The 17,364-nt window shown below is 60.9% G+C and carries 21 protein-coding genes and 1 pseudogene; 14 read left to right on the top strand and 8 right to left on the bottom strand.

All coding sequences use genetic code 11. The annotated features are described in order from the left end of the window. The first annotated feature begins 289 nt into the window (after positions 1-289). Entirely contained in the window at positions 290-568 is a 279-nt protein-coding gene (locus EG885_RS05220) for a hypothetical protein (protein WP_131573424.1), read from the top strand. Between the two features lie 40 nt (positions 569-608). Here the strand turns inward: EG885_RS05220 and EG885_RS05215 are convergent, their stop codons facing one another. After that, positions 609-1,274, bottom strand: a complete 666-nt coding sequence (locus EG885_RS05215; RefSeq protein ID WP_131573477.1) for a L,D-transpeptidase — start codon at positions 1,272-1,274, stop codon at positions 609-611. Positions 1,275-1,624: 350 nt separating this feature from the next. On the opposite strand from EG885_RS05215, the gene EG885_RS05210 reads away from it, so the two are divergent. Continuing rightward, on the top strand, positions 1,625-2,263 hold the full coding sequence (locus EG885_RS05210; RefSeq protein ID WP_131573423.1) for a L,D-transpeptidase: 639 nt from the start codon (positions 1,625-1,627) through the stop codon (positions 2,261-2,263). Between the two features lie 110 nt (positions 2,264-2,373). Here the strand turns inward: EG885_RS05210 and EG885_RS05205 are convergent, their stop codons facing one another. The 5 genes from EG885_RS05205 to EG885_RS05190 all read right to left on the bottom strand — a co-directional run bounded on the left by EG885_RS05205 (position 2,374) and on the right by EG885_RS05190 (position 5,593). Continuing rightward, positions 2,374-2,922 carry a L,D-transpeptidase family protein gene (locus EG885_RS05205; RefSeq protein WP_131573422.1) on the bottom strand — a complete coding sequence of 183 codons (549 nt, stop codon included), beginning with the start codon at positions 2,920-2,922 and terminating at the stop codon, positions 2,374-2,376. 37 nt (positions 2,923-2,959) lie between these two features. After that, positions 2,960-3,424 carry a DUF411 domain-containing protein gene (locus tag EG885_RS05200; protein ID WP_131573421.1) on the bottom strand — a complete coding sequence of 155 codons (465 nt, stop codon included), beginning with the start codon at positions 3,422-3,424 and terminating at the stop codon, positions 2,960-2,962. Positions 3,425-3,535: 111 nt separating this feature from the next. After that, complete coding sequence (locus EG885_RS05195) at positions 3,536-4,786, bottom strand: M23 family metallopeptidase (protein ID WP_131573420.1); 1,251 nt, start codon at positions 4,784-4,786, stop codon at positions 3,536-3,538. Between the two features lie 8 nt (positions 4,787-4,794). Further along, positions 4,795-4,959, bottom strand: a complete 165-nt coding sequence (locus EG885_RS22640; protein ID WP_165571040.1) for a hypothetical protein — start codon at positions 4,957-4,959, stop codon at positions 4,795-4,797. Positions 4,960-5,155: 196 nt separating this feature from the next. After that, positions 5,156-5,593, bottom strand: a complete 438-nt coding sequence (locus EG885_RS05190; RefSeq protein ID WP_131573419.1) for a MerR family transcriptional regulator — start codon at positions 5,591-5,593, stop codon at positions 5,156-5,158. A 90-nt stretch (positions 5,594-5,683) separates the two neighbouring features. Here EG885_RS05190 and EG885_RS05185 point away from each other — a divergent pair, with 90 nt between their 5' ends. Genes EG885_RS05185 through EG885_RS05165 form a run of 5 tightly spaced genes read left to right on the top strand, consistent with a single transcriptional unit; the run spans position 5,684 to position 10,129 of the window. Then, on the top strand, positions 5,684-7,939 hold the full coding sequence (locus EG885_RS05185; RefSeq protein ID WP_131573476.1) for a heavy metal translocating P-type ATPase: 2,256 nt from the start codon (positions 5,684-5,686) through the stop codon (positions 7,937-7,939). A gap of 4 nt (positions 7,940-7,943) precedes the next feature. Continuing rightward, positions 7,944-8,567 carry a methyltransferase family protein gene (locus EG885_RS05180; protein WP_131573418.1) on the top strand — a complete coding sequence of 208 codons (624 nt, stop codon included), beginning with the start codon at positions 7,944-7,946 and terminating at the stop codon, positions 8,565-8,567. After that, positions 8,564-9,049: a signal peptidase II gene (gene lspA / locus EG885_RS05175; RefSeq protein WP_131573417.1), complete on the top strand. Its 486-nt coding sequence runs from the start codon at positions 8,564-8,566 to the stop codon at positions 9,047-9,049. The genes EG885_RS05180 and lspA overlap by 4 nt, the downstream gene beginning before the upstream one ends. Beyond that, positions 9,036-9,473: a disulfide bond formation protein B gene (locus EG885_RS05170; RefSeq protein WP_379106454.1), complete on the top strand. Its 438-nt coding sequence runs from the start codon at positions 9,036-9,038 to the stop codon at positions 9,471-9,473. The genes lspA and EG885_RS05170 overlap by 14 nt, the downstream gene beginning before the upstream one ends. Continuing rightward, entirely contained in the window at positions 9,470-10,129 is a 660-nt protein-coding gene (locus EG885_RS05165) for a DsbA family protein (RefSeq protein WP_045980905.1), read from the top strand. Before EG885_RS05170 ends, EG885_RS05165 begins: the two co-directional genes overlap by 4 nt. Before the next feature lie 9 nt (positions 10,130-10,138). Here EG885_RS05165 and mntR read toward each other — a convergent pair whose 3' ends face one another. Beyond that, positions 10,139-10,591, bottom strand: coding sequence for a manganese-binding transcriptional regulator MntR (gene mntR, locus EG885_RS05160; protein WP_119806492.1), 453 nt, complete (start codon positions 10,589-10,591; stop codon positions 10,139-10,141). Positions 10,592-10,684: 93 nt separating this feature from the next. Between mntR and EG885_RS05155 the strand changes: the two genes are divergently transcribed. The 5 genes from EG885_RS05155 to EG885_RS05135 all read left to right on the top strand — a co-directional run bounded on the left by EG885_RS05155 (position 10,685) and on the right by EG885_RS05135 (position 14,836). Continuing rightward, a complete protein-coding gene (locus EG885_RS05155) occupies positions 10,685-12,004 on the top strand; it encodes an Nramp family divalent metal transporter (protein ID WP_131573416.1) in 1,320 nt (439 codons plus the stop codon). Positions 12,005-12,101: 97 nt separating this feature from the next. Continuing rightward, positions 12,102-12,695, top strand: coding sequence for an SCO family protein (locus EG885_RS05150; RefSeq protein WP_131573415.1), 594 nt, complete (start codon positions 12,102-12,104; stop codon positions 12,693-12,695). Positions 12,696-12,700: 5 nt separating this feature from the next. Next, positions 12,701-13,174, top strand: a complete 474-nt coding sequence (locus EG885_RS05145) for a copper chaperone PCu(A)C (RefSeq protein ID WP_131573414.1) — start codon at positions 12,701-12,703, stop codon at positions 13,172-13,174. Then, a complete protein-coding gene (locus EG885_RS05140; RefSeq protein ID WP_131573413.1) occupies positions 13,171-13,773 on the top strand; it encodes an SCO family protein in 603 nt (200 codons plus the stop codon). The genes EG885_RS05145 and EG885_RS05140 overlap by 4 nt, the downstream gene beginning before the upstream one ends. A gap of 124 nt (positions 13,774-13,897) precedes the next feature. Continuing rightward, on the top strand, positions 13,898-14,836 hold the full coding sequence (locus EG885_RS05135; protein WP_131573412.1) for a cation diffusion facilitator family transporter: 939 nt from the start codon (positions 13,898-13,900) through the stop codon (positions 14,834-14,836). Positions 14,837-14,839: 3 nt separating this feature from the next. Here the strand turns inward: EG885_RS05135 and EG885_RS05130 are convergent. Beyond that, a pseudogene (locus EG885_RS05130) lies at positions 14,840-15,214 on the bottom strand (HupE/UreJ family protein); the annotation flags it as partial. A 537-nt stretch (positions 15,215-15,751) separates the two neighbouring features. On the opposite strand from EG885_RS05130, the gene EG885_RS05120 reads away from it, so the two are divergent. Next, the gene (locus EG885_RS05120) at positions 15,752-16,012 is read left to right on the top strand and encodes a metal-sensing transcriptional repressor (protein WP_131573410.1); all 261 of its coding nucleotides are present in this window, start codon (positions 15,752-15,754) and stop codon (positions 16,010-16,012) included. Positions 16,013-16,021: 9 nt separating this feature from the next. After that, positions 16,022-17,341 carry an MFS transporter gene (locus EG885_RS05115; RefSeq protein ID WP_131573409.1) on the top strand — a complete coding sequence of 440 codons (1,320 nt, stop codon included), beginning with the start codon at positions 16,022-16,024 and terminating at the stop codon, positions 17,339-17,341. Positions 17,342-17,364: the final 23 nt, after the last annotated feature.

Genomic DNA, 17,364 nt, shown 5'->3' with positions numbered 1-17,364 from the left:
TAATAAGTTCACTGTCTGCGAAGACGCTCCAGTGAGCAGTACTCATCCAAAGGCCAACTCTGGGAAGCTCAGGTCGCAGACCCGAACATTCTCATCCCTTGCGGCGGGAGCCGCAAAGGCTGCGCGCGTCGTGCAGCGCGCCCATGAGATCTTCCCCGTCCGATTGGTGCGCAATCCGCGTCGCGTGATCAAGACGATGGGTTGCAGGAGCCTACCCGGCGAGCTTGTGCGCCGCGATGTTGAATGCGAAAGATATGCTGACAAGGCGAACGCGCACGAGGACACAGAGATGAACAATAAATCCTTCATGGTCTTGGCAGCTGTCTTGATCACCGCCGGTTGTGGAAACATGACAGCCCGGACAGCAGCGCCGGAAACCGATCTCCAAAGTCTTCCGCCAACCCTCATAGCTCTCGTCGCGCCGGGGCAGGACGTTGCCACGGCGCGGCTCCTCCCGGATGATAACTGCTATTGGTACGAACATCGCGGACAAGTCGAAACAACCCTGCTTCCGCTGACTACAGCTGAGGGTCGTCCGATTTGCATGCAGTCGCAAGCTTCAACCTGATCGGGTTGTGCCGGGGTCGGATTTCACGACCGAAGCTGCTTTAGCTCCGTGCCGCTACGCTCTCCGCAGCAGAGTAAAGAAACGCGGTGGAGCTGATTTCGACGTTCGAATAAAGATCGTTTATGTGCGCCATGACCATTCGGACACAACCAGAACTGGCACTTGTGCCAATGCTTCTGGGAAACGGGGTTCCGTGGATGCGCAAGTAGGTATCTCTTTCGCCGACAAAGAGGTAAAGAGCTCGTGAGCCGAGTGCATTTTCAGGGCCAGGTTCCACCCCACCTTCAAATTGAGCGTAAATCTCTGGCTCTCGGGCAATCATGCTTTGCGTGGGTGTCCAATGTGGCCATTCGACCTTTCGCTTAATCGTATAAACTCCAGGCTCATACAGATCGCCCCTGCCGATGGCCACGCCGTACCGCATCGCGGTTCCGCCTGCTTCGATGTGGTAAAGATACTTTGCCACAGCATCTACATGGATATCACCCGGCACCAGACCCTCGTTGGCCTGCACTCTTTGCGGTAAGAAACGCGGGTGCAAGCCCCACGGGTTGGACGTTGCTGCATTATAGCCGGGAGGGGTAACCTGTGCGTCCCATGCTGCCTTCTGACTAACAGTCGGCCATGATTCCGCAAACAGTGGACTGGAAACGGACGCTGAAAACAACGCAGTGGTGGTCTGAATAAAGTGTCGCCGTGTCAACATGTTGTGTGCTCCTGTACTGCATTCGACATCGTCACAGCATGTGCCTTGATGCAACCGGCCCAACACAAAAAATAAAGCCCCCGGATCAAGTTCGCTTGTGCTAACGGCTGGTTTTTGGCGTCGGAAGGTTCTGATGATGCCATTGCCCCTGATTTGCCTCGCCCGGTAGGTCTCGATCATGACGAAAGTCTGATCATTTTAGATTATCAGTCAGGCCAGGCGATCATATTGTCGTGCGTGTTGCGAACATCTCACGTCGGCGCGAATTATCGCCCTCTTGGGCTAGGTTGGTGTCCGGTCGTTGGCTATTGTCTGATCTGACATGCCAAGGGCGAACACGAGAGGCGGAAATGGTCAATCATCCCACGTTCAGTGATCGGAGGACCTTTCTTCGGGGACTGGCGGCGGCCGGGGTCATTGTCCCGGCGACATCGGCGTTTGGTCAGGGTCTCGATCCCTATACCGGGCAGCCTATCTATGGAAGTATGCCGGCACCCGTCCCGGCCGCGACCAGCAGTGCGCCGGAGCGCAATCTGTCGTCATTCCGGGCACGGCATTGGAGCGAATTCTATCCCACAATCGGGAAAGGTGTCATTCTGGCGGACGTCACATCCCGAGCGGTGCATTACTGGTCGGCCGACGAAAGCGTCCAGTTTGTCTTTCCCTGCTCGATCCCGATGACTGAAGATCTGACGCGACGGGGTCAGGCAGAAATTGTCCGGAAGGTGAAGAATCCGCCTTGGACGCCGACGGCCAGCATGCGCGAGAAAGACCCCAATCTTCCGCAGCAGGTGGCGGGCGGCGATCCCTTAAACCCCCTTGGAGCTTACGGGCTCTACCTGTCCTGGCCAGCCTATCTCGTGCATGGCACCGCAGATACGCGCAAGATCGGGCGGAAATCGTCGTCCGGGTGCTATGGGCTGTATAACGAACATGTCACCCAACTCTTCGAGGTCGCCGAGATAGGCACCCAAGTCACGGTGTTCTGACAGCGAAAGACCACTTGTGCCGACGATTTTTCAGCCGTCGGCGCAAGTGGCGCCCTTGGAATAGGGTGCGTTGCAATTCTATGTTTCGGCCGTGACTTGTTCGTCTCCTGCTATGGGTAGAGCATCACTGGCACACCGGGCTGCAACATCGCGTAGACGTCTTCGATTTCCTGATCGGTCAACGCCAGACAACCCGCAGTCCAGTCCCGGTTCTTAGGCGCGAACACGTTTCCTTCCGGGCCGCGGCCATGGAACATGATATCACTGCCTGCACTGCGCCCGAACTGCGCGGCGTAGGCGACATCCCGTTCGTTTGGATAAGAAATGCCCACCGACAGGTGATAACGGCTGCGGGGATTGAAGCGGTCGATGTAGTAGAGGCCTTCCGGTGTTTTCCCGTCGCCCTCAAATTGCTTGGGGCCAACCGGCTGGTTGCCGAGACCGAAATTGTAGGATCGCAGCACGGTCTGCCCGTTCAGCAGAAACATCTGCCTCTCGGTTTTCTGCACCACGACCTGAGTGACCGGAGGGCCGGTGTAGCGCTTGAACTGAGGTGTGGCGCCGCGGGCCGGGGCAGTGGCCGTGGGCCCGGATTTTCCGCAAGCGGCCAAGACGGCAAGCAAGGCCAGAGAGGCGTGGCGCCGGGAGAAGTTTGGCATCGGTCTGTTTCCTGCTCGGATGGGCTTGGTTTTTTTATTATGCTTCAGGATAGCGGGTAAAGACTTCGCTGCTGCCGTCTTGCCGGACGAGAAGCACGTCGTAGGCCTGGCGCCTGCTTTCGGGTCCCATGCCCGGACTTCCGAATGGCATGCCGGGAACCGTCAGTCCAAGGGCTTCGGGACGCTCGGCCAGCAGTCGCCGGATGTCGGCGGCAGGCACATGGCCTTCCAGAAAATAGCCCTCCACGCTTCCGGTATGGCAGGAGGTTAGCGCGATAGGCACGCCGAGATCGATCTTGTGCTGCATCAACAAGGTGCCGAACCGCTCCTCGCTGGTCACCTGAAAGCCGTTTTCGCTCAGGTAGCTGGTCCACTGCTTGCAGCATTCGCACCCGGTCCCTTCCACGACATGGATGGCGGTCGGGTTGTTTGCTAAAGAGAATGTCGGAAGCGTGCTGGCTGCAGCAGCCAGAAGCACCATGCGTCGTGTCAGTCCTGTCATGATCACTCTCTCAATCTGTCTTCTGGCGGACAATCAGTCTAGCAGTGCCATCGTAACCAACCCTGCGGGCCCTTTATGGCTAAGGTTACCGGTGGATAAGGTTTTTACTCTTCAACTCTGAGCGTCAGGGTTCGTGCGAAGATAGTAGCCGGTCGTGAGACGCGCAGCCGTCAGAATGACTCGGTCCGCCGGCCGGGCAGTGAGAGTCTCCGGCGTCAGAGTTTTCTTGATCGGGTCTGTCGGCTCGCCGTCGACGCGGACCTCATAGTGAAGATTGGGGCCGCTAACCAGGCCGGTAGCACCCACGTCACCGATCCTGGCCCCGGCATTCAACGCGACGCCTGAGGAAATGCCGTCTGCGAAGCGCGACAAATGGGCGTAGCGGGTGATGACGCCACCGCCGTGATCGACGTCGATCGTCCGTCCGTAACCACGCATAGACCCTGCAAAAACGACATGTCCCGCGCCGGTCACAGTGACCGGTGTGCCGGTCGGCGCTGCATAGTCGACGCCTGTATGCATGCGTTGCGCGCCGAGGACGGGATGGCGGCGTTTGCCGAAGACCGAGGACAGACGGGCCCCCGCGACTGGACGGGCTGTCTGCTGGACCGGTGCACCATTCCGGAACAGGCTGAACGGCTGCTCCACCGATCCTGCCACGACTTCATAAATATCATCACCGAACTCAAACCGGACGTAAGCCAGCTGCGGTTCGCCTATGACCATTCCATCCGTCAAGACGTTTTCCTGCCAGATCAGCGCCAGACCTTCCCCACCTTTGAGGTCGCGGCGAAAGTCGATCTGACCTGCTAGCAGGGCTGCGACCTCCACTGCGAAACTTTCTGGCGCATCATGGGCCGCCAATGCATCATAGAGCGAGCCCTCAAGCACGAGGTATTCGCGACGGTCCCGAAGCACGATCTCAGTTTTGACCAAGGACGCTGCGAGAGGCTTGCTAAAATCAAGGACAATGTCTGTGCCATCGAGACTGAGCAGCGACAAGCGGTTCAGTCTGGAGGGGTCATCGGCGGCGACACTCCATCTGAGGATCTGGCCTGGGCTGAGGGTGGACAAGTCAAAAACATCGGAAATGGCCAATGCCGCTTCATTCCTGATGCTGGCGCCAATTCCTGCATGCGACAGGATCGCGTCCAGCGTGTCCCCTGGCGCCACCTCGTGCTGCACCATGGTGGCAATCACGTCGTTGCTGATCATCGGCTCTGCCAAAGTTTGAGCATGCAAAGGTATCGTGACGGCAACGGCGCCCACAGTGAGCAAGGTTCGCAAGATCATAACGTCCGGTATCCTGTCAGGTAAATGGTAGACGGCGCCGGGGGCAAGTTTGCTGCTCACGGCGTTCATGGGTCGGCTCAGGGTTCAAGCAGGCGAGCAAGGGCAATACCTACGATCGCCGCCAGCAATCCGAAGGCTATCGCATACCCGGTTGCGTACTGGATCATATCCAACCGTTTGCCACCAAGTGCACGTGCGCGAAACCAACCCCGTATTCCACCCAGCACGGCGGCAAGCAGCATCAGCATTGGCCTGGAAACTGTCTCTTCGGCTTCATGCCCCACTCCTGCTCGTCGTTTCTGGCGAGAACCTTTTGCGACCTAAAGCAGCTAGAGGTTCAAGGAAAATTGCCGGCTATCACGGCCTTGTCAGGAAGGACGCCCTGACCATGGCGTTCTCTGCAAGCGGCAATGATCATGCCGGGAAGAGGGCGCGAAGTCACGAATTGGCATCATCATTCGTCGGGTGATCGCTGACGCAAAGCGAGTGATCACTCAGCACCTCGATAACCCGACAGTCGGAAATCCGGTCGCCGGAGCATTGAACCAACATGCGCTCAAGTTCGGTCTTCAGGGCCGTCAGGCGGGCAAGACGGCTTTCGACCTCTGCAAGCTGCGCTTTGGCAATGGTATCGGCTGCCGCGCAAGGCTGATCGGGATCGTCAGACAGGCTCAGAAGGTCGCGGATCGCCTCAAGAGAAAATCCCAGCTCGCGGGCATGACGGATGAAGGCCAGCCTTTCATGGGCCTTGTGTGTGTAGAGCCTTTGATTGCCGGCGCTGCGCTCGGCCTCGGGCAACAGCCCGATCTGTTCGTAATAGCGAATCGTGGGGACCTTGACCCCGGTCGACGATCCCAGCTTTCCGATGGTCAGCATGAAGATTCTCCTTGAACCTATAGTTGCTAGAGGACGTAGACCTCCGAATCGATGATGGCAACCGCCCTGCTTTCCGCAGAGGAGAGAATGATGACGACCACGAACGAAACCGGCACGACGGCATGCGACTGGACGGTGTCCGGCATGGATTGCGCCTCCTGCGCGACAAAGGTGCGGGGCGCCGTGTCCCGCCTGCCGGGCGTCAGGGATGTGGAGATCGGCATCATGTCCGAACGCCTGCGCCTGACCGTTGATGAACGCCTGACCGACACGGACAAGATCGAGAAAACCGTGCGTGCGCTTGGATACGGCATTCAGACCCGTGCGCCAGGAAAGAAGGATTTCGTGATCCCGGGGAGTGCGCCGGAGAGTCATCAAGGCCACAGCCACGACGCTCATCCCGCTGTGGCCGAGGCCGACCACTCCGGCCATGGCAGCCCCGGTCACGTCCATGACGACCCGGCCGACCGCGGCAAGGCATGGTACCAGACTGGCAAGGGCAGGTTGGTTATCCTGACCGGGCTCTTGTTGGCGGCAGCCTGGGCAATGGAGCTGATCGCCCCGCAGATCGGGAGCTGGGCCTTCGTCGCGGCCTGCCTTATCGGTGTCGCCCCCGTCGCGCGTCGCGCTTTCGCCGCTGCGCGGTTGGGTCAGATCTTCACGATCGAGGGATTGATGACCATCGCAGCCCTCGGCGCGTTGTTCATCAATGCCGCCGAAGAGGCTGCCTTGGTGGTCTTTCTCTTTGCTGTGGGCGAGGTCCTGGAGGGTGTCGCGGCCGGAAAGGCAAGAGACGGCATCCGGGCCTTGGCGAACTTGGTCCCGAAAACGGCGCTCTTGGAGGTGGACGGCGTGACCCGCGAGGTTGCCGCGTCCAGCCTGACGATCGGTCAGACGGTGCTGGTTCGTCCCGGCGACCGGATCCCCGCAGACGGAGAGATTTCAGACGGCACGTCCGGGATCGATGAAAGCCCGGTGACCGGAGAGAGCATTCCCCGGACCCGCGGCCCGGGTGATAATGTTTTTGCCGGTTCGATCAACACCGAAGCTGTCCTGCGGGTCACCGTGACCAAGGCCGCCGAAGACAATACCATTTCCCGGATCATCCGGCTGGTCGAGGAAGCGGAAGAAGCCCGCGCCCCAACGGAACGCTTCATTGACCGGTTCAGCCGGTGGTACATGCCTGCCATCGTTGCCGTTTCGGCCCTTGTCATCGTGATCCCGCCGCTGATGTTTGGTCAGACATGGGATACTTGGATCTATCGTGGACTGGCGCTCCTGCTGATCGGCTGCCCTTGTGCACTGGTAATCTCGGTTCCGGCCTCGATCGCATCGAGCCTGTCCACCGGCGCGCGCCGCGGCATGCTGATGAAGGGCGGCGCAGTGATCGAGGCCGCGGCCAAGGTTTCCCATGTCGCCTTTGACAAGACCGGGACCCTGACCCACGGACGTCCGCAGGTCACCGATCTGGTGACGTTCGGAACTACGACTGAGGCTCAGCTTCTGGAGGTCGCCGCCGGTGTCGAGAGCGGATCGAGCCATCCCCTTGCCGTGGCGATCATGGACAGGGCCAAAACGGCGGGCGTCACGCCCCTGCCCGCCCGCGATGCACGCGCCCTGACCGGACGAGGGGTCGAGGCGACCGTCGGAGATGCTTTGGCATGGGTAAGTTCCCCCCGGCACGCGTCGGAGAACAATGGCCTGGATGGTCTTGGTCTGCGTCAGGCGACTATCTTCGAGGAAGAGGGCAAAACTGCCGTCGCTGTCTATCGCAAAGGCATCCCGCTCGGTCTTATCGCCATGCGTGACGAGCTGCGGCCCGATGCAGCGGAGGCTGTGCGCCAGCTGGCCGACATGGGCATCTCCTCGGTCATGCTGACCGGCGACAACCCCCGCACTGCTGCCGCCATCGCCGAGGGTCTGGATATCCGGTTCAAGGCCGAGATGATGCCCGAAGACAAGCTGGCCGCCATTCGCGACATGAACGCTCAAGGTGGCGTCATGATGATTGGCGACGGCATCAATGACGCCCCTGCCCTGAAACAGGCCAGCATCGGTGTCGCGATGGGCTCCGGCACGGACGTCGCGCTGGAGACGGCCGATGCGGCCATCCTGCGCGACAGGGTGACCGACATCCCGGCCCAGATCCGGCTGGCGCGGGCCACGATGGCCAATATCCGGCAGAACGTCAGTATCGCTCTAGGATTGAAGGCTATTTTCTTGGTCACCACCGTTTTTGGCTTGACCGGTTTGTGGATCGCGATCCTGGCAGATACGGGCGCAACAGTTCTGGTGACCCTGAACGCCTTGCGCCTCTTGCGCTACAATCCCGAACAGAAGCGCTGAGGCGATGATGACTGGAATGGGCAGTGCAGCGCTGGTTCTTCTTGGTGCCTATCTGGCCCTGTTCTTCTGGGGCTCTGCGATCAATGCCCGGGAGGCGCATCGTCCGGTCTGGTTGTTCCGTCACGCCACGGGCGGCGACCGTCTTGCAGCGCTAGGCTTCCGAGCTGCGTTCGCTCTGGCCCTCCTTGGGTCGTTGGCATGGCGTCTCATGCCGGGCATGGGCGATCTTGATCCCCTGCGGGCTTTCCAAAATCCTGCGTGGATCGGTCTGGCGGGACTGTTCATGGCCAGCCTGGGCGCGATGCTGGCATTTGCCGCCCAGATGTCGATGGCTGCGTCATGGCGGATCGGTGTGGCCGAGGGCGCGACCGGCGCACTTGTCACGGGTGGATTGTTCGGTTTCAGCCGCAACCCGGTTTTTGTCGGCCAGTTCATGCTGCTGGTCGGAACCGCTCTGGCCGTGCCCTGCATCCCGACGGGCCTAGCGGTTCTGCTGTTCGCCGCCTCGGCGCTTGTTCAGGTCCGCTCAGAAGAACGTGTATTGCGGCGGACGCTTGGCCCTGCTTACGACACCTATTGCCAGTCCGTTCCGCGCTGGATCTTCATCCGGGAAAGGTCACTGCAATGAAGACGCTCCTGATCCTGGCGATGATCGCCGCTACTGCGGCTGCCGATCAGATTACCAAGCTCGCGGTCCTGCGGAGCTTGTCTCCCGGGGAGGTTCATGCCGTCTCTCCCGGCTTCAATCTGACGCTTGGTTTCAACGAAGGGGCGAGTTTCGGCATGATGTCCGACCTAATGGCAGGTCGTCCCTTGTTGATGGTTGCCCTGACAGGTGCCCTGGCGATCATCTTTGCGGGAATGGCCTTCCGGGCGGATACGAAGCGCGAAGGCATAGGCCTTGCGCTGATCGTGGGGGGTGCTGTGGGCAATATCATCGACCGCCTGCGGCAAGGTGCCGTGACCGATTTTCTGGATGTCTACTGGCGTGATTGGCACTGGCCGACCTTTAACGGGGCCGACATCGCGATCAGCCTCGGCGCCTTGCTTGTGCTGACAGCGATGCTCCGTCCCTCCCGCTCGAAGGAACTCTCTTTTGACCGCACCTGACCCCCGGGGCCTGTCCCGGAATGATATTGCAATATCAACTGCCTTTCTGGTCGCACTCGCCGCTACGCTCGGCGCGCTGTTCATCGGCGAGATACTGGGGCAGATGCCCTGCACCCTATGCTGGTATCAGAGGATCGCCATGTTTCCGTTAGTGCCTGTCTTGGCAATCTCGCTGTGGCGCGGTGACGGTCTGGCACGTCTCTACGGATTGCCGCTGGCGCTGGCCGGGCTGGTCCTTTCCGGCTGGCATTCGGGACTTTACGCAGGACTGATCCCGCAGAGCATCGCGCCTTGCACCAAGGACGGCCCGTCCTGCACCGACCAGGCGCAGACGATCCTGAACCTGCCCATTCCCTATCTTGCATTCGCCGCCTTTGCAGCCGTTCTGGCCTGCCTCATCTTGTCGAAAGGAAAACGCCCATGAACCGCCGCACCGTGCTCATCGGAACATCTGCCATCGGGATTGCCGCCTTTGCCGGCGGCGCGCTCGTGCTGACGCGCAATCGTCAGGCCGAAGCGGATACCCTGGCCGCTGCTGCCCCGGCTGTGGAAACAGACATGCTGGTGCGCGGTCACGCGCCCAGCTTTGGACCAGAAGACGCTCCGGTCACGCTGGTCGAGTTCTTCGATCCATCTTGCGAGGCTTGCCGCGCCTTTCATCCGGTCGTTCAGGACATTCGCGCACAATTTCCCGATCAGGTCCGCATCGTGATGCGCTATGCGGTGTTTCACGAGGGGTCCGACGAGGCGGTCCGCATCCTGGAGACCGCGCGTATGCAGGACAAGTTCGAGCCTGTCCTCGATGCGCTGTTGGAACGGCAGCCGGAATGGGCTGTCCATGGCGCACCGCGAATGGACCTTGCATGGCAAATTGCGGCTGCGGCCGGTCTGGATATGGAAAAGGCGCAGACAGCCCGTCTGTCCCCCGATATCGTCGGCATCCTCAATCAGGACGCGGCCGATATCGCGGCGATCGGCGTACGCCAGACACCGACCTTCTTTCTCAATGGTCGCCAGATGACGGATATCAGCATGGACAGCCTGCTTGCGGATGTGCGCAGTGCCGTGGAGGCATCCTGACCGGGCGGCCTAGGCCCGATCGGCGTAGGCCGCGAACAAGGCCAGTGTGCGCTCACTGACGTGATGCTCGATCCCTTCGGCATCTCGTTCCGCCGTCTCGGCATCCAGGCCGAGGCGGATCAGGAACCGCAGCACAATGGCATGGCGGCGGCGGCATTCCAGTGCCAGTCGTCGTCCCTCTTCTGTCAGAAAGACGGACCTGTATCGCTCGCGCGTGATCAGTCCCTCACGGGCCAGGCGATCCAGGGCCTTGGTGACCGTCGGCGCGCGCACCCCCAATCGTGCCGCGATATCCACCGGCCGGGCTTCACCCTGTTCATGGATCAGCTCTGCGATCAGTTCGACGTAATCTTCGGCCAGCTCGTTGCGCCGGGCAGCACGGACGCCATGAAAGGCCTCCGCCCGATTGTCCGGGTGCACAGGATCGCTGGTGGTTTCGGCTACATGAATATCTGCGGTCATCTGGCAAGTGTCGCACTTATCGATTGACGGGTAAAGCCGGCGGGTAGATTGTTAGCCTTAGCTAACTTTTCCTCTCGAAGAAGGTCGCGCTGAATGTCTCGTTCTGCCTGGCGCCATGAGCGCGACACCCCGTCCCTGTCCGAAGTGTTCCGCACGATCGCCGTGGGCGGCGGCACGACCCGCTTCCGGCGCTTTCTATCGTTTATCGGTCCCGGCTACCTGGTCGCCGTCGGATATATGGACCCCGGCAACTGGGCGACCTCGTTGGCGGGCGGTGCTGCATTTGGCTACACGCTGCTGTTCGTAGCCCTCCTGTCGAATATCATGGCGATCTTGCTGCAATCGCTTTGCGCCCGCCTCGCGGTCGCATCGGGGCGCGATCTGGCGCAAGCGTGCCGCGATGCCTATCCCCGGTGGGTGTCGATCCCACTGTGGATCTTTGCCGAACTGGCCATCATCGCCACCGATCTGGCCGAGGTCATCGGCACCGCCATCGGCTTAAATCTCCTCTTCGGCATTCCCCTCGAAATCGGGATCTTCATCACCGCTGCTGACGTGTTCCTGATCCTGTGGCTTCAGAACAAGGGCTTCCGGTGGGTCGAGGCCTTCATCATCGCCTTGCTGGGAACGATCACTGTCTGCTTCGGGGTGCTGATCGCGCAGGCCGACCCCGAATGGGGTGCGGTGATCGCGGGCTTTGCACCAAGCCGGGAGATCATCGGCAATCCCGACATGCTGTATCTGGCGCTTGGCATCATCGGGGCCACCGTGATGCCGCATAACCTCTATCTGCATTCGGGGATCGTGCAGACACGCGCCTACGGGCTGGACCTGCCCTCCAAACGGGAGGCCCTGCGATTGGCAACCTGGGATTCGACCATCGCGCTGATGTTCGCGCTGCTGATCAATTGCGCGATCCTCATCCTGGCCGCCGCAGCCTTTTACACGGCCGGGGAAAACAACGTGACCGAGATCGACAAGGCGCACCTGCTTCTGGAGCCGCTTCTGGGATCATCCATCGCTCCGGTCCTGTTTGGGATTGCGCTGCTGTGTTCGGGTCTCAACTCGACCGTGACCGCCACAATGGCCGGACAGATCGTCATGGAGGGCTTTGTCCGGCTAAGGCTGCAACCCTGGTTGCGGCGCCTGATCACCCGGGGGTTCGCAATCCTGCCCGCGACCGTCGTGATCCTGATCTACGGCACAGAGGGTACAGGACAATTGCTGATCCTTAGTCAGGTCGTGCTGTCCTTCCAGCTGCCCTTTGCAATCGTGCCCCTGGTGATGTTCACCGCCAGCCGCGCCAAGATGGGGCCGATGGTATCCCCGCGCTGGCTGACCGGCCTGTGCGCCCTGATCGCCGTCACCATCATCGTGCTGAACGTGAACCTGTTGGCGACAGTTCTGGGCTGACTTTGGTGTCACCAATGCGTGACGGCAGGCTTTCTCGCTTGAAGCTCATGTGGCTAGAGGCTTTAGGCCTCGGGAAACGATCACGGATGCAGGCAACATGCGGCTGACCACGCTTCAAAAATTTCTCTGGGCGGCTGTTGCCGTGGCGCTGGTGGCTGTCGGCGCGGTCTTTCTGCTCGTCGACCGCAGCCCCGAACCGATCGCTCAGGCGGCGTTTCGTCCGACCTTCAGCCTACCCGACGCGGGAGGACGTCTGCGCACCCCGGCCGATTTCGAGGGCAAGCATCTTCTGGTATTTTTCGGGTTCACGAACTGCCCTGATATCTGCCCGACCACCTTGGCCGAGGTGGCTCAGGTCATGGAAGATCTGGGTGATCAGGCAGGCAAGGTGCAGCCGCTGTTCATTTCGATCGACCCCGAGCGCGACCGGGAAATGGGTCTTGCCGAGTATACCGAGGCGTTTCATCCCTCAATCCTGGGCCTTGCCGGAGATGCGGCACAAACCCGCGCTGCGGCGGACAGCTTTCGCATCTATTACGAGCGCGAAGCCAATTTGGAGGCTCTTGATGGGTATGCCATGTCCCACAGCCCTGGCCTTTACCTGATCAGCCCCGAGGGGGACTGGCTTGGCCAGTTCACCTACGGCACGCCCGCATCCGAAATCGTCGCCGACCTTCAAGCCAGATTGTGACCCACATGAAACGCATCTTCGCCACCCTCGCCCTGATCGCCGCCGCGGGCCCTGCCCTGGCCTGCGAAACCGTGACGGTCGGTCCCCTGGAGGTCTCTCGGGCTTGGTCGCGCGCTTCCATCGGCACGGCGCGGCCCGGCGTGGTCTATCTGACCATCCGCAATTCCGGCACGGCGGATGATGCGTTGATGTCCATCACCACACCCGCCGCTGGCATGCCGATGCTGCACCAGACGGTGATGACCGACGGCGTCGCCTCGATGCCTCACGCGATGGAGGTTCCGGTCCCCGCAGGGGGCCAGGTCGCGCTGGAACCAGGGGGCTATCACGCCATGCTGATGGATTTGACCCAAGTTCTGGAAGAGGGCGAGACCTTTCCCGTGACCCTGACGTTTCGCGATGCCAGCGAGGTGACCATTCCCGTTACCGTTCAGAATATCGGCGCAAGCGAGCCGACCTGCCCCTCGCCTGACGAATGAGGTCTGCGACCCTGCTGCGCGGCAGCGCCATGGCTGCGGCTGCGGTCCTGTTCATGCTCGCACTTGGCTGGTGGCAGACCCAAGACAGGGATCAGCAGGCCGCAAGCGTCCTCCCACTGCCAATTGACCGCATGTCCTTTTCCCTGACGGATCAGTCAGGCAACACGGTTCAACCCGAGGACTGGCTCGGCCGTCCCACCATGGTGTTTTTCGGCTTCACCTGGTGCCCCGACATCTGCCCGACCACGCTGAGCGACATCTCCAACTGGCTGGACGAGATCGGTCCCGATGCCGACCGGATGAACACCGTTCTCATTTCGGTCGATCCCGAACGCGATACGCCTGAAGTTCTTGGCGATTACCTGTCAAACTTCGATCCGCGGATCAATGGCCTGACCGGCGCCCTGCCCCAGATTGAGCAGGCCGTCGCCGGGTTTCGAGCGTCATTCAGGAAAGTGCCCCGGGATGGTGGTGATTACACGATGGATCACACGGCGGGTGTGTTCCTGTTCGATGCTGATGGACGCTTTGTCAGCATCATCGATTATCATGAGGACTCCCGCTATGCGGTGCCGAAGATCCGCCGCGCGTTGGAATAGCAGGATCTCGCATTGGATAGATCGGATATGAGTCCCTTTCCCGATAAATTCTGAATGTTTTTAGATTTGCGCTTGGTCAGAATACGGACAGCAATGACACCGACAACAGCCTTGGAGATGAAACATGCCACATGGTGAGGGTCACACGCATCTCGATGCCTCCAGCGGCGATCGCCGCGTATCGCTGGCGATCTGGGCCAATGCCCTCCTGACAGTTGCTCAGATCATCGGCGGCCTTCTGTCGGGCAGCCTGGCACTGATTGCCGATGCGCTTCACAACTTCTCGGACATGGCGTCGCTGGTCATCGCCTTCGCCGCTCGCAAGATCGCCCGCCGTCCGGCAGATGCTGCCATGACCTTCGGGTATGGCAGGATCGAAATCGTCGCCGCCTTGATCAACTACACGACGCTGATCCTGATCGGGGTCTACCTGCTCTACGAAGGCGGCATGCGGTTGATCAACCCGCCGCAGGTGGCCGGTTGGACCGTCGTGATCCTTGGTGGCGTGGCGCTGGTCATCGATACGCTGACGGCCTTTTTGACCTGGTCGATGCAAAAAGGCAGCGTCAACATTCGCGCACTGTTTCTGCATAACCTGTCCGACGCTCTTGCATCAGTTGCAGTCATAGTCGGTGGCACATTGATCCTGCTCTACGATCTGCGGTGGGTCGATCCGGCCATCACAATCGGGATTGCTCTTTATATTTTATATCTGGCGGCGACCGAAATTGGCGGGCCGATCCGGACGCTGATGCTGGGCAGCCCCCCGGACATGGATGGAGATGCCGTTGTCCGCACGCTTCGCGAAACAGAGGGCGTCCAGGATGTCCACCATGTCCATCTCTGGCAGATGCAGGAACACGATGCTGCGCTCGACTGCCACGTGATCCTGACCGACCAGGGATGGCGCAGCATCGAGGCTGTGAAGGCAGCGATCAAACACCGCCTGAGTGAGCAGTTTGCCATCTCGCATTCGACCCTCGAGTTCGAAAGGCCAGATCACGCGCATCAGGGCGCTCGGCTGTTTGGACATGAGAAAGGTGACTTGTCGTCTCGACTATGACGATCTCTGGTAGGCGCCGAGGTTGTCCAGCGCCTTGTAGACCACGGACAGGCCGATGATCGCGTCGATGACATAGGCGTTGATGCCCCAGCCATACCAGACACCAAGAAGCATCGTGACCGAGTGGCCGATGGCGAACAGGCTGACATAGATGCCCACGTCCTTCTTCCGATAGAGGAAGAACACCACCCCCAGCAGAAACAGGATGTGGTCGTAGCCGGTCACCATATGCTTGGCACCAAGGTAGATGAAGGGGATGATCTGCACCCCCCAGATTTCCTGGAGATAGCCCGCGTCACCGGCGGTGACGTTATGGGCAAGGGCTTGGGCTGCGGTCAGCATAGTCGCTGCCAGCAGGGCGAGCATGAGCGTGGCCATCTGGCATGGCGCCATGGCCCGCAGGACCCGCAAGGTCGAGGTCATGAATGGATCTCCGGTGTGGTTATTTCTGATCGCATACGCCGCGCGGTGGCGGCGGCGGTCAGGCCCGCGGAGGTCGCTCGATCAGGTAAACCCTGTGGGGACCGTCCGATGACGACAAAAGCCGGAAGCTGTCGCGATAGGCGGTGGGCGGATGTGAGCCTGCGCCCAGTACGAGCATCGCCTGACTGTGGTCGTGGTCTGCCACGTCGTGACTGTGGCCATGGAATGCCCAATAAAGGTCCTCTTCCAAGCCATGGGAATGGCCGTGCTCTGCAATCATGTCAGTATGCTCTGCCACGACCTCGAAGACTGAAGGGACATGGCTGGCGCTTGGCGCAAGGGACCAGACCACAAGCGATAGGCAGACGACTGCCGCAAGTGCGCTTTGCGCAAATGTTCGCAAGTGTTTCACCAGTCCGGCCTGCCCGCTCGTTCGCAGCACGCTGATCGTGCCGTCTTGTTCTAACCCCTCGGGGGGGATAGCCTGACTGTATGACACACCCGCATGTCCACGCAAGCCACCCAGCCCTCGTCACCCGGCTGAAACGCGCCGAAGGCCACTTGCGGGCAGTGATCGCGATGATCGAGGCCGGAAAACCCTGCCTTGATATCGCCCACCAGCTGCAGGCGGTCGAGAAGGCCGTCATCAATGCCAAGCGGGTCCTCATCCACGACCATATCGATCATTGTCTGGACGCCGATCATTCGGCTGACGATCGCGATGCGATGAAGGCCATTTCCCGATACCTTTGAGGTGATCCCATGCTGGACGTCCTTGCCGACCGCACCTACCGCCACCTCTTCGCGGCGCAGGTGGTGGCGCTTCTGGGCACCGGGCTTGCCACGGTAGCGCTTGGACTTCTGGCCTTCGACCTGGCGGGCGACAATGCAGCCATGGTGCTGGGCACGGTCTTCACCATCAAGATGGTAGCCTATGTTGGCATTGCCCCCATCGCGGGCGCCTTTGCCAATCGCGTGCCGCGCCGGGCCTTTCTGGTGGCGCTAGACCTGATGCGGGCCGCTGTCGCCCTGTGCCTGCCCTTCGTCACCGAGATCTGGCAGGTCTATATCCTGATCTTCGTACTGCAATCGGCCTCGGCGGCGTTCACGCCAACCTTTCAGGCCACCATCCCCGACGTGCTGCCGGACGAGGCGCGCTATACCCGCGCGCTGTCGCTGTCGCGGCTGGCCTATGATCTTGAGAACATCGTCAGCCCGATGCTGGCCGGCCTGTTGTTGACTGTCATCAGCTACAACTCCCTCTTCTTCGGAACGATGGTCGGGTTCGCGGCGTCTGCGGTACTGGTCCTCTCAGTCATGCTGCCCAGCCCGAAACCCTCGGAGCCGCGCGGCATCTACGACCGCACTACCCGTGGCATCCGCATCTATCTGGCCACGCCCCGCCTGCGCGGATTGCTGGCGCTGAACATGGCCGCCGCAGCGGCAGGGGCGATGGTGCTGGTCAACTCGGTCGCGCTGGTGCGCGGCACGCTTGGGTTGGATGCCTCCGCGCTCGCCTGGACGTTGCTCGCCTTCGGGGCTGGCTCGATGATCGCAGCGCTGCTGTTACCTCATGTGCTGGACAGGGTGTCGGACCGCCCGGTTATGGTGGGCGGGGCTATTTTGATGGTGCTGGCGCTTATGGGACTGGCAGGCGCGATCACCGCGTTTGGGTTGGCCTGGCCGGTTCTGTTGGGTGCCTGGTTCTTCGTCGGGCTAGGATACTCCGCTGTTCTGACGCCATCCGGGCGGCTTCTCCGCCGCTCGGCCCACGCCGAGGATCGTCCTGCACTCTTTGCAGCGCAGTTCGCCCTGAGCCACGCCTGCTGGCTGCTTGCCTATCCGCTTTCTGGGTGGATGATGACCCGGTTAGGCCCCGTCATAGCACTTGGGGTGCTTGCCGCGTTGGCCGGCATAGGCCTCCTGGCCGCCCTCCGGTTCTGGCCAAAGGATGACGCAGAGACCTTGGAGCACACCCACGACAATCTTCCGCTCGATCATCCGCATCTGCAGGGCACACGCCGCCACGCCCACCCCTTCGTTGTGGATGAGCATCATCCCCGGTGGGCGTCTCAGCTCTAGGATTAGCAACACGATAAACCTAC

This window comes from Paracoccus nototheniae, from assembly GCF_004335005.1.
GTDB lineage: Bacteria > Pseudomonadota > Alphaproteobacteria > Rhodobacterales > Rhodobacteraceae > Paracoccus > Paracoccus nototheniae.
This window is presented reverse-complemented; position numbering and strand designations above follow the sequence as displayed.

Excerpts from the sequence above, each read along its gene's own strand:
- EG885_RS22640 (WP_165571040.1), bottom strand. The coding sequence starts at position 4,959 with ATGCTGCTTGCCGCCGTGCTGGGTGGAATACGGGGTTGGTTTCGCGCA.
- EG885_RS05195 (WP_131573420.1), bottom strand. The coding sequence starts at position 4,786 with ATGAACGCCGTGAGCAGCAAACTTGCCCCCGGCGCCGTCTACCATTTA.
- EG885_RS05205 (WP_131573422.1), bottom strand. The coding sequence starts at position 2,922 with ATGCCAAACTTCTCCCGGCGCCACGCCTCTCTGGCCTTGCTTGCCGTC.
- EG885_RS05210 (WP_131573423.1), top strand. The coding sequence starts at position 1,625 with ATGGTCAATCATCCCACGTTCAGTGATCGGAGGACCTTTCTTCGGGGA.
- EG885_RS05155 (WP_131573416.1), top strand. The coding sequence starts at position 10,685 with ATGTCTCGTTCTGCCTGGCGCCATGAGCGCGACACCCCGTCCCTGTCC.
- EG885_RS05215 (WP_131573477.1), bottom strand. The coding sequence starts at position 1,274 with ATGTTGACACGGCGACACTTTATTCAGACCACCACTGCGTTGTTTTCA.
- EG885_RS05180 (WP_131573418.1), top strand. The coding sequence starts at position 7,944 with ATGATGACTGGAATGGGCAGTGCAGCGCTGGTTCTTCTTGGTGCCTAT.
- EG885_RS05220 (WP_131573424.1), top strand. The coding sequence starts at position 290 with ATGAACAATAAATCCTTCATGGTCTTGGCAGCTGTCTTGATCACCGCC.
- EG885_RS05135 (WP_131573412.1), top strand. The coding sequence starts at position 13,898 with ATGCCACATGGTGAGGGTCACACGCATCTCGATGCCTCCAGCGGCGAT.
- mntR (WP_119806492.1), bottom strand. The coding sequence starts at position 10,591 with ATGACCGCAGATATTCATGTAGCCGAAACCACCAGCGATCCTGTGCAC.
- EG885_RS05150 (WP_131573415.1), top strand. The coding sequence starts at position 12,102 with ATGCGGCTGACCACGCTTCAAAAATTTCTCTGGGCGGCTGTTGCCGTG.
- EG885_RS05145 (WP_131573414.1), top strand. The coding sequence starts at position 12,701 with ATGAAACGCATCTTCGCCACCCTCGCCCTGATCGCCGCCGCGGGCCCT.
- EG885_RS05120 (WP_131573410.1), top strand. The coding sequence starts at position 15,752 with ATGACACACCCGCATGTCCACGCAAGCCACCCAGCCCTCGTCACCCGG.
- EG885_RS05140 (WP_131573413.1), top strand. The coding sequence starts at position 13,171 with ATGAGGTCTGCGACCCTGCTGCGCGGCAGCGCCATGGCTGCGGCTGCG.
- lspA (WP_131573417.1), top strand. The coding sequence starts at position 8,564 with ATGAAGACGCTCCTGATCCTGGCGATGATCGCCGCTACTGCGGCTGCC.
- EG885_RS05200 (WP_131573421.1), bottom strand. The coding sequence starts at position 3,424 with ATGACAGGACTGACACGACGCATGGTGCTTCTGGCTGCTGCAGCCAGC.
- EG885_RS05190 (WP_131573419.1), bottom strand. The coding sequence starts at position 5,593 with ATGCTGACCATCGGAAAGCTGGGATCGTCGACCGGGGTCAAGGTCCCC.
- EG885_RS05115 (WP_131573409.1), top strand. The coding sequence starts at position 16,022 with ATGCTGGACGTCCTTGCCGACCGCACCTACCGCCACCTCTTCGCGGCG.
- EG885_RS05185 (WP_131573476.1), top strand. The coding sequence starts at position 5,684 with ATGACGACCACGAACGAAACCGGCACGACGGCATGCGACTGGACGGTG.
- EG885_RS05165 (WP_045980905.1), top strand. The coding sequence starts at position 9,470 with ATGAACCGCCGCACCGTGCTCATCGGAACATCTGCCATCGGGATTGCC.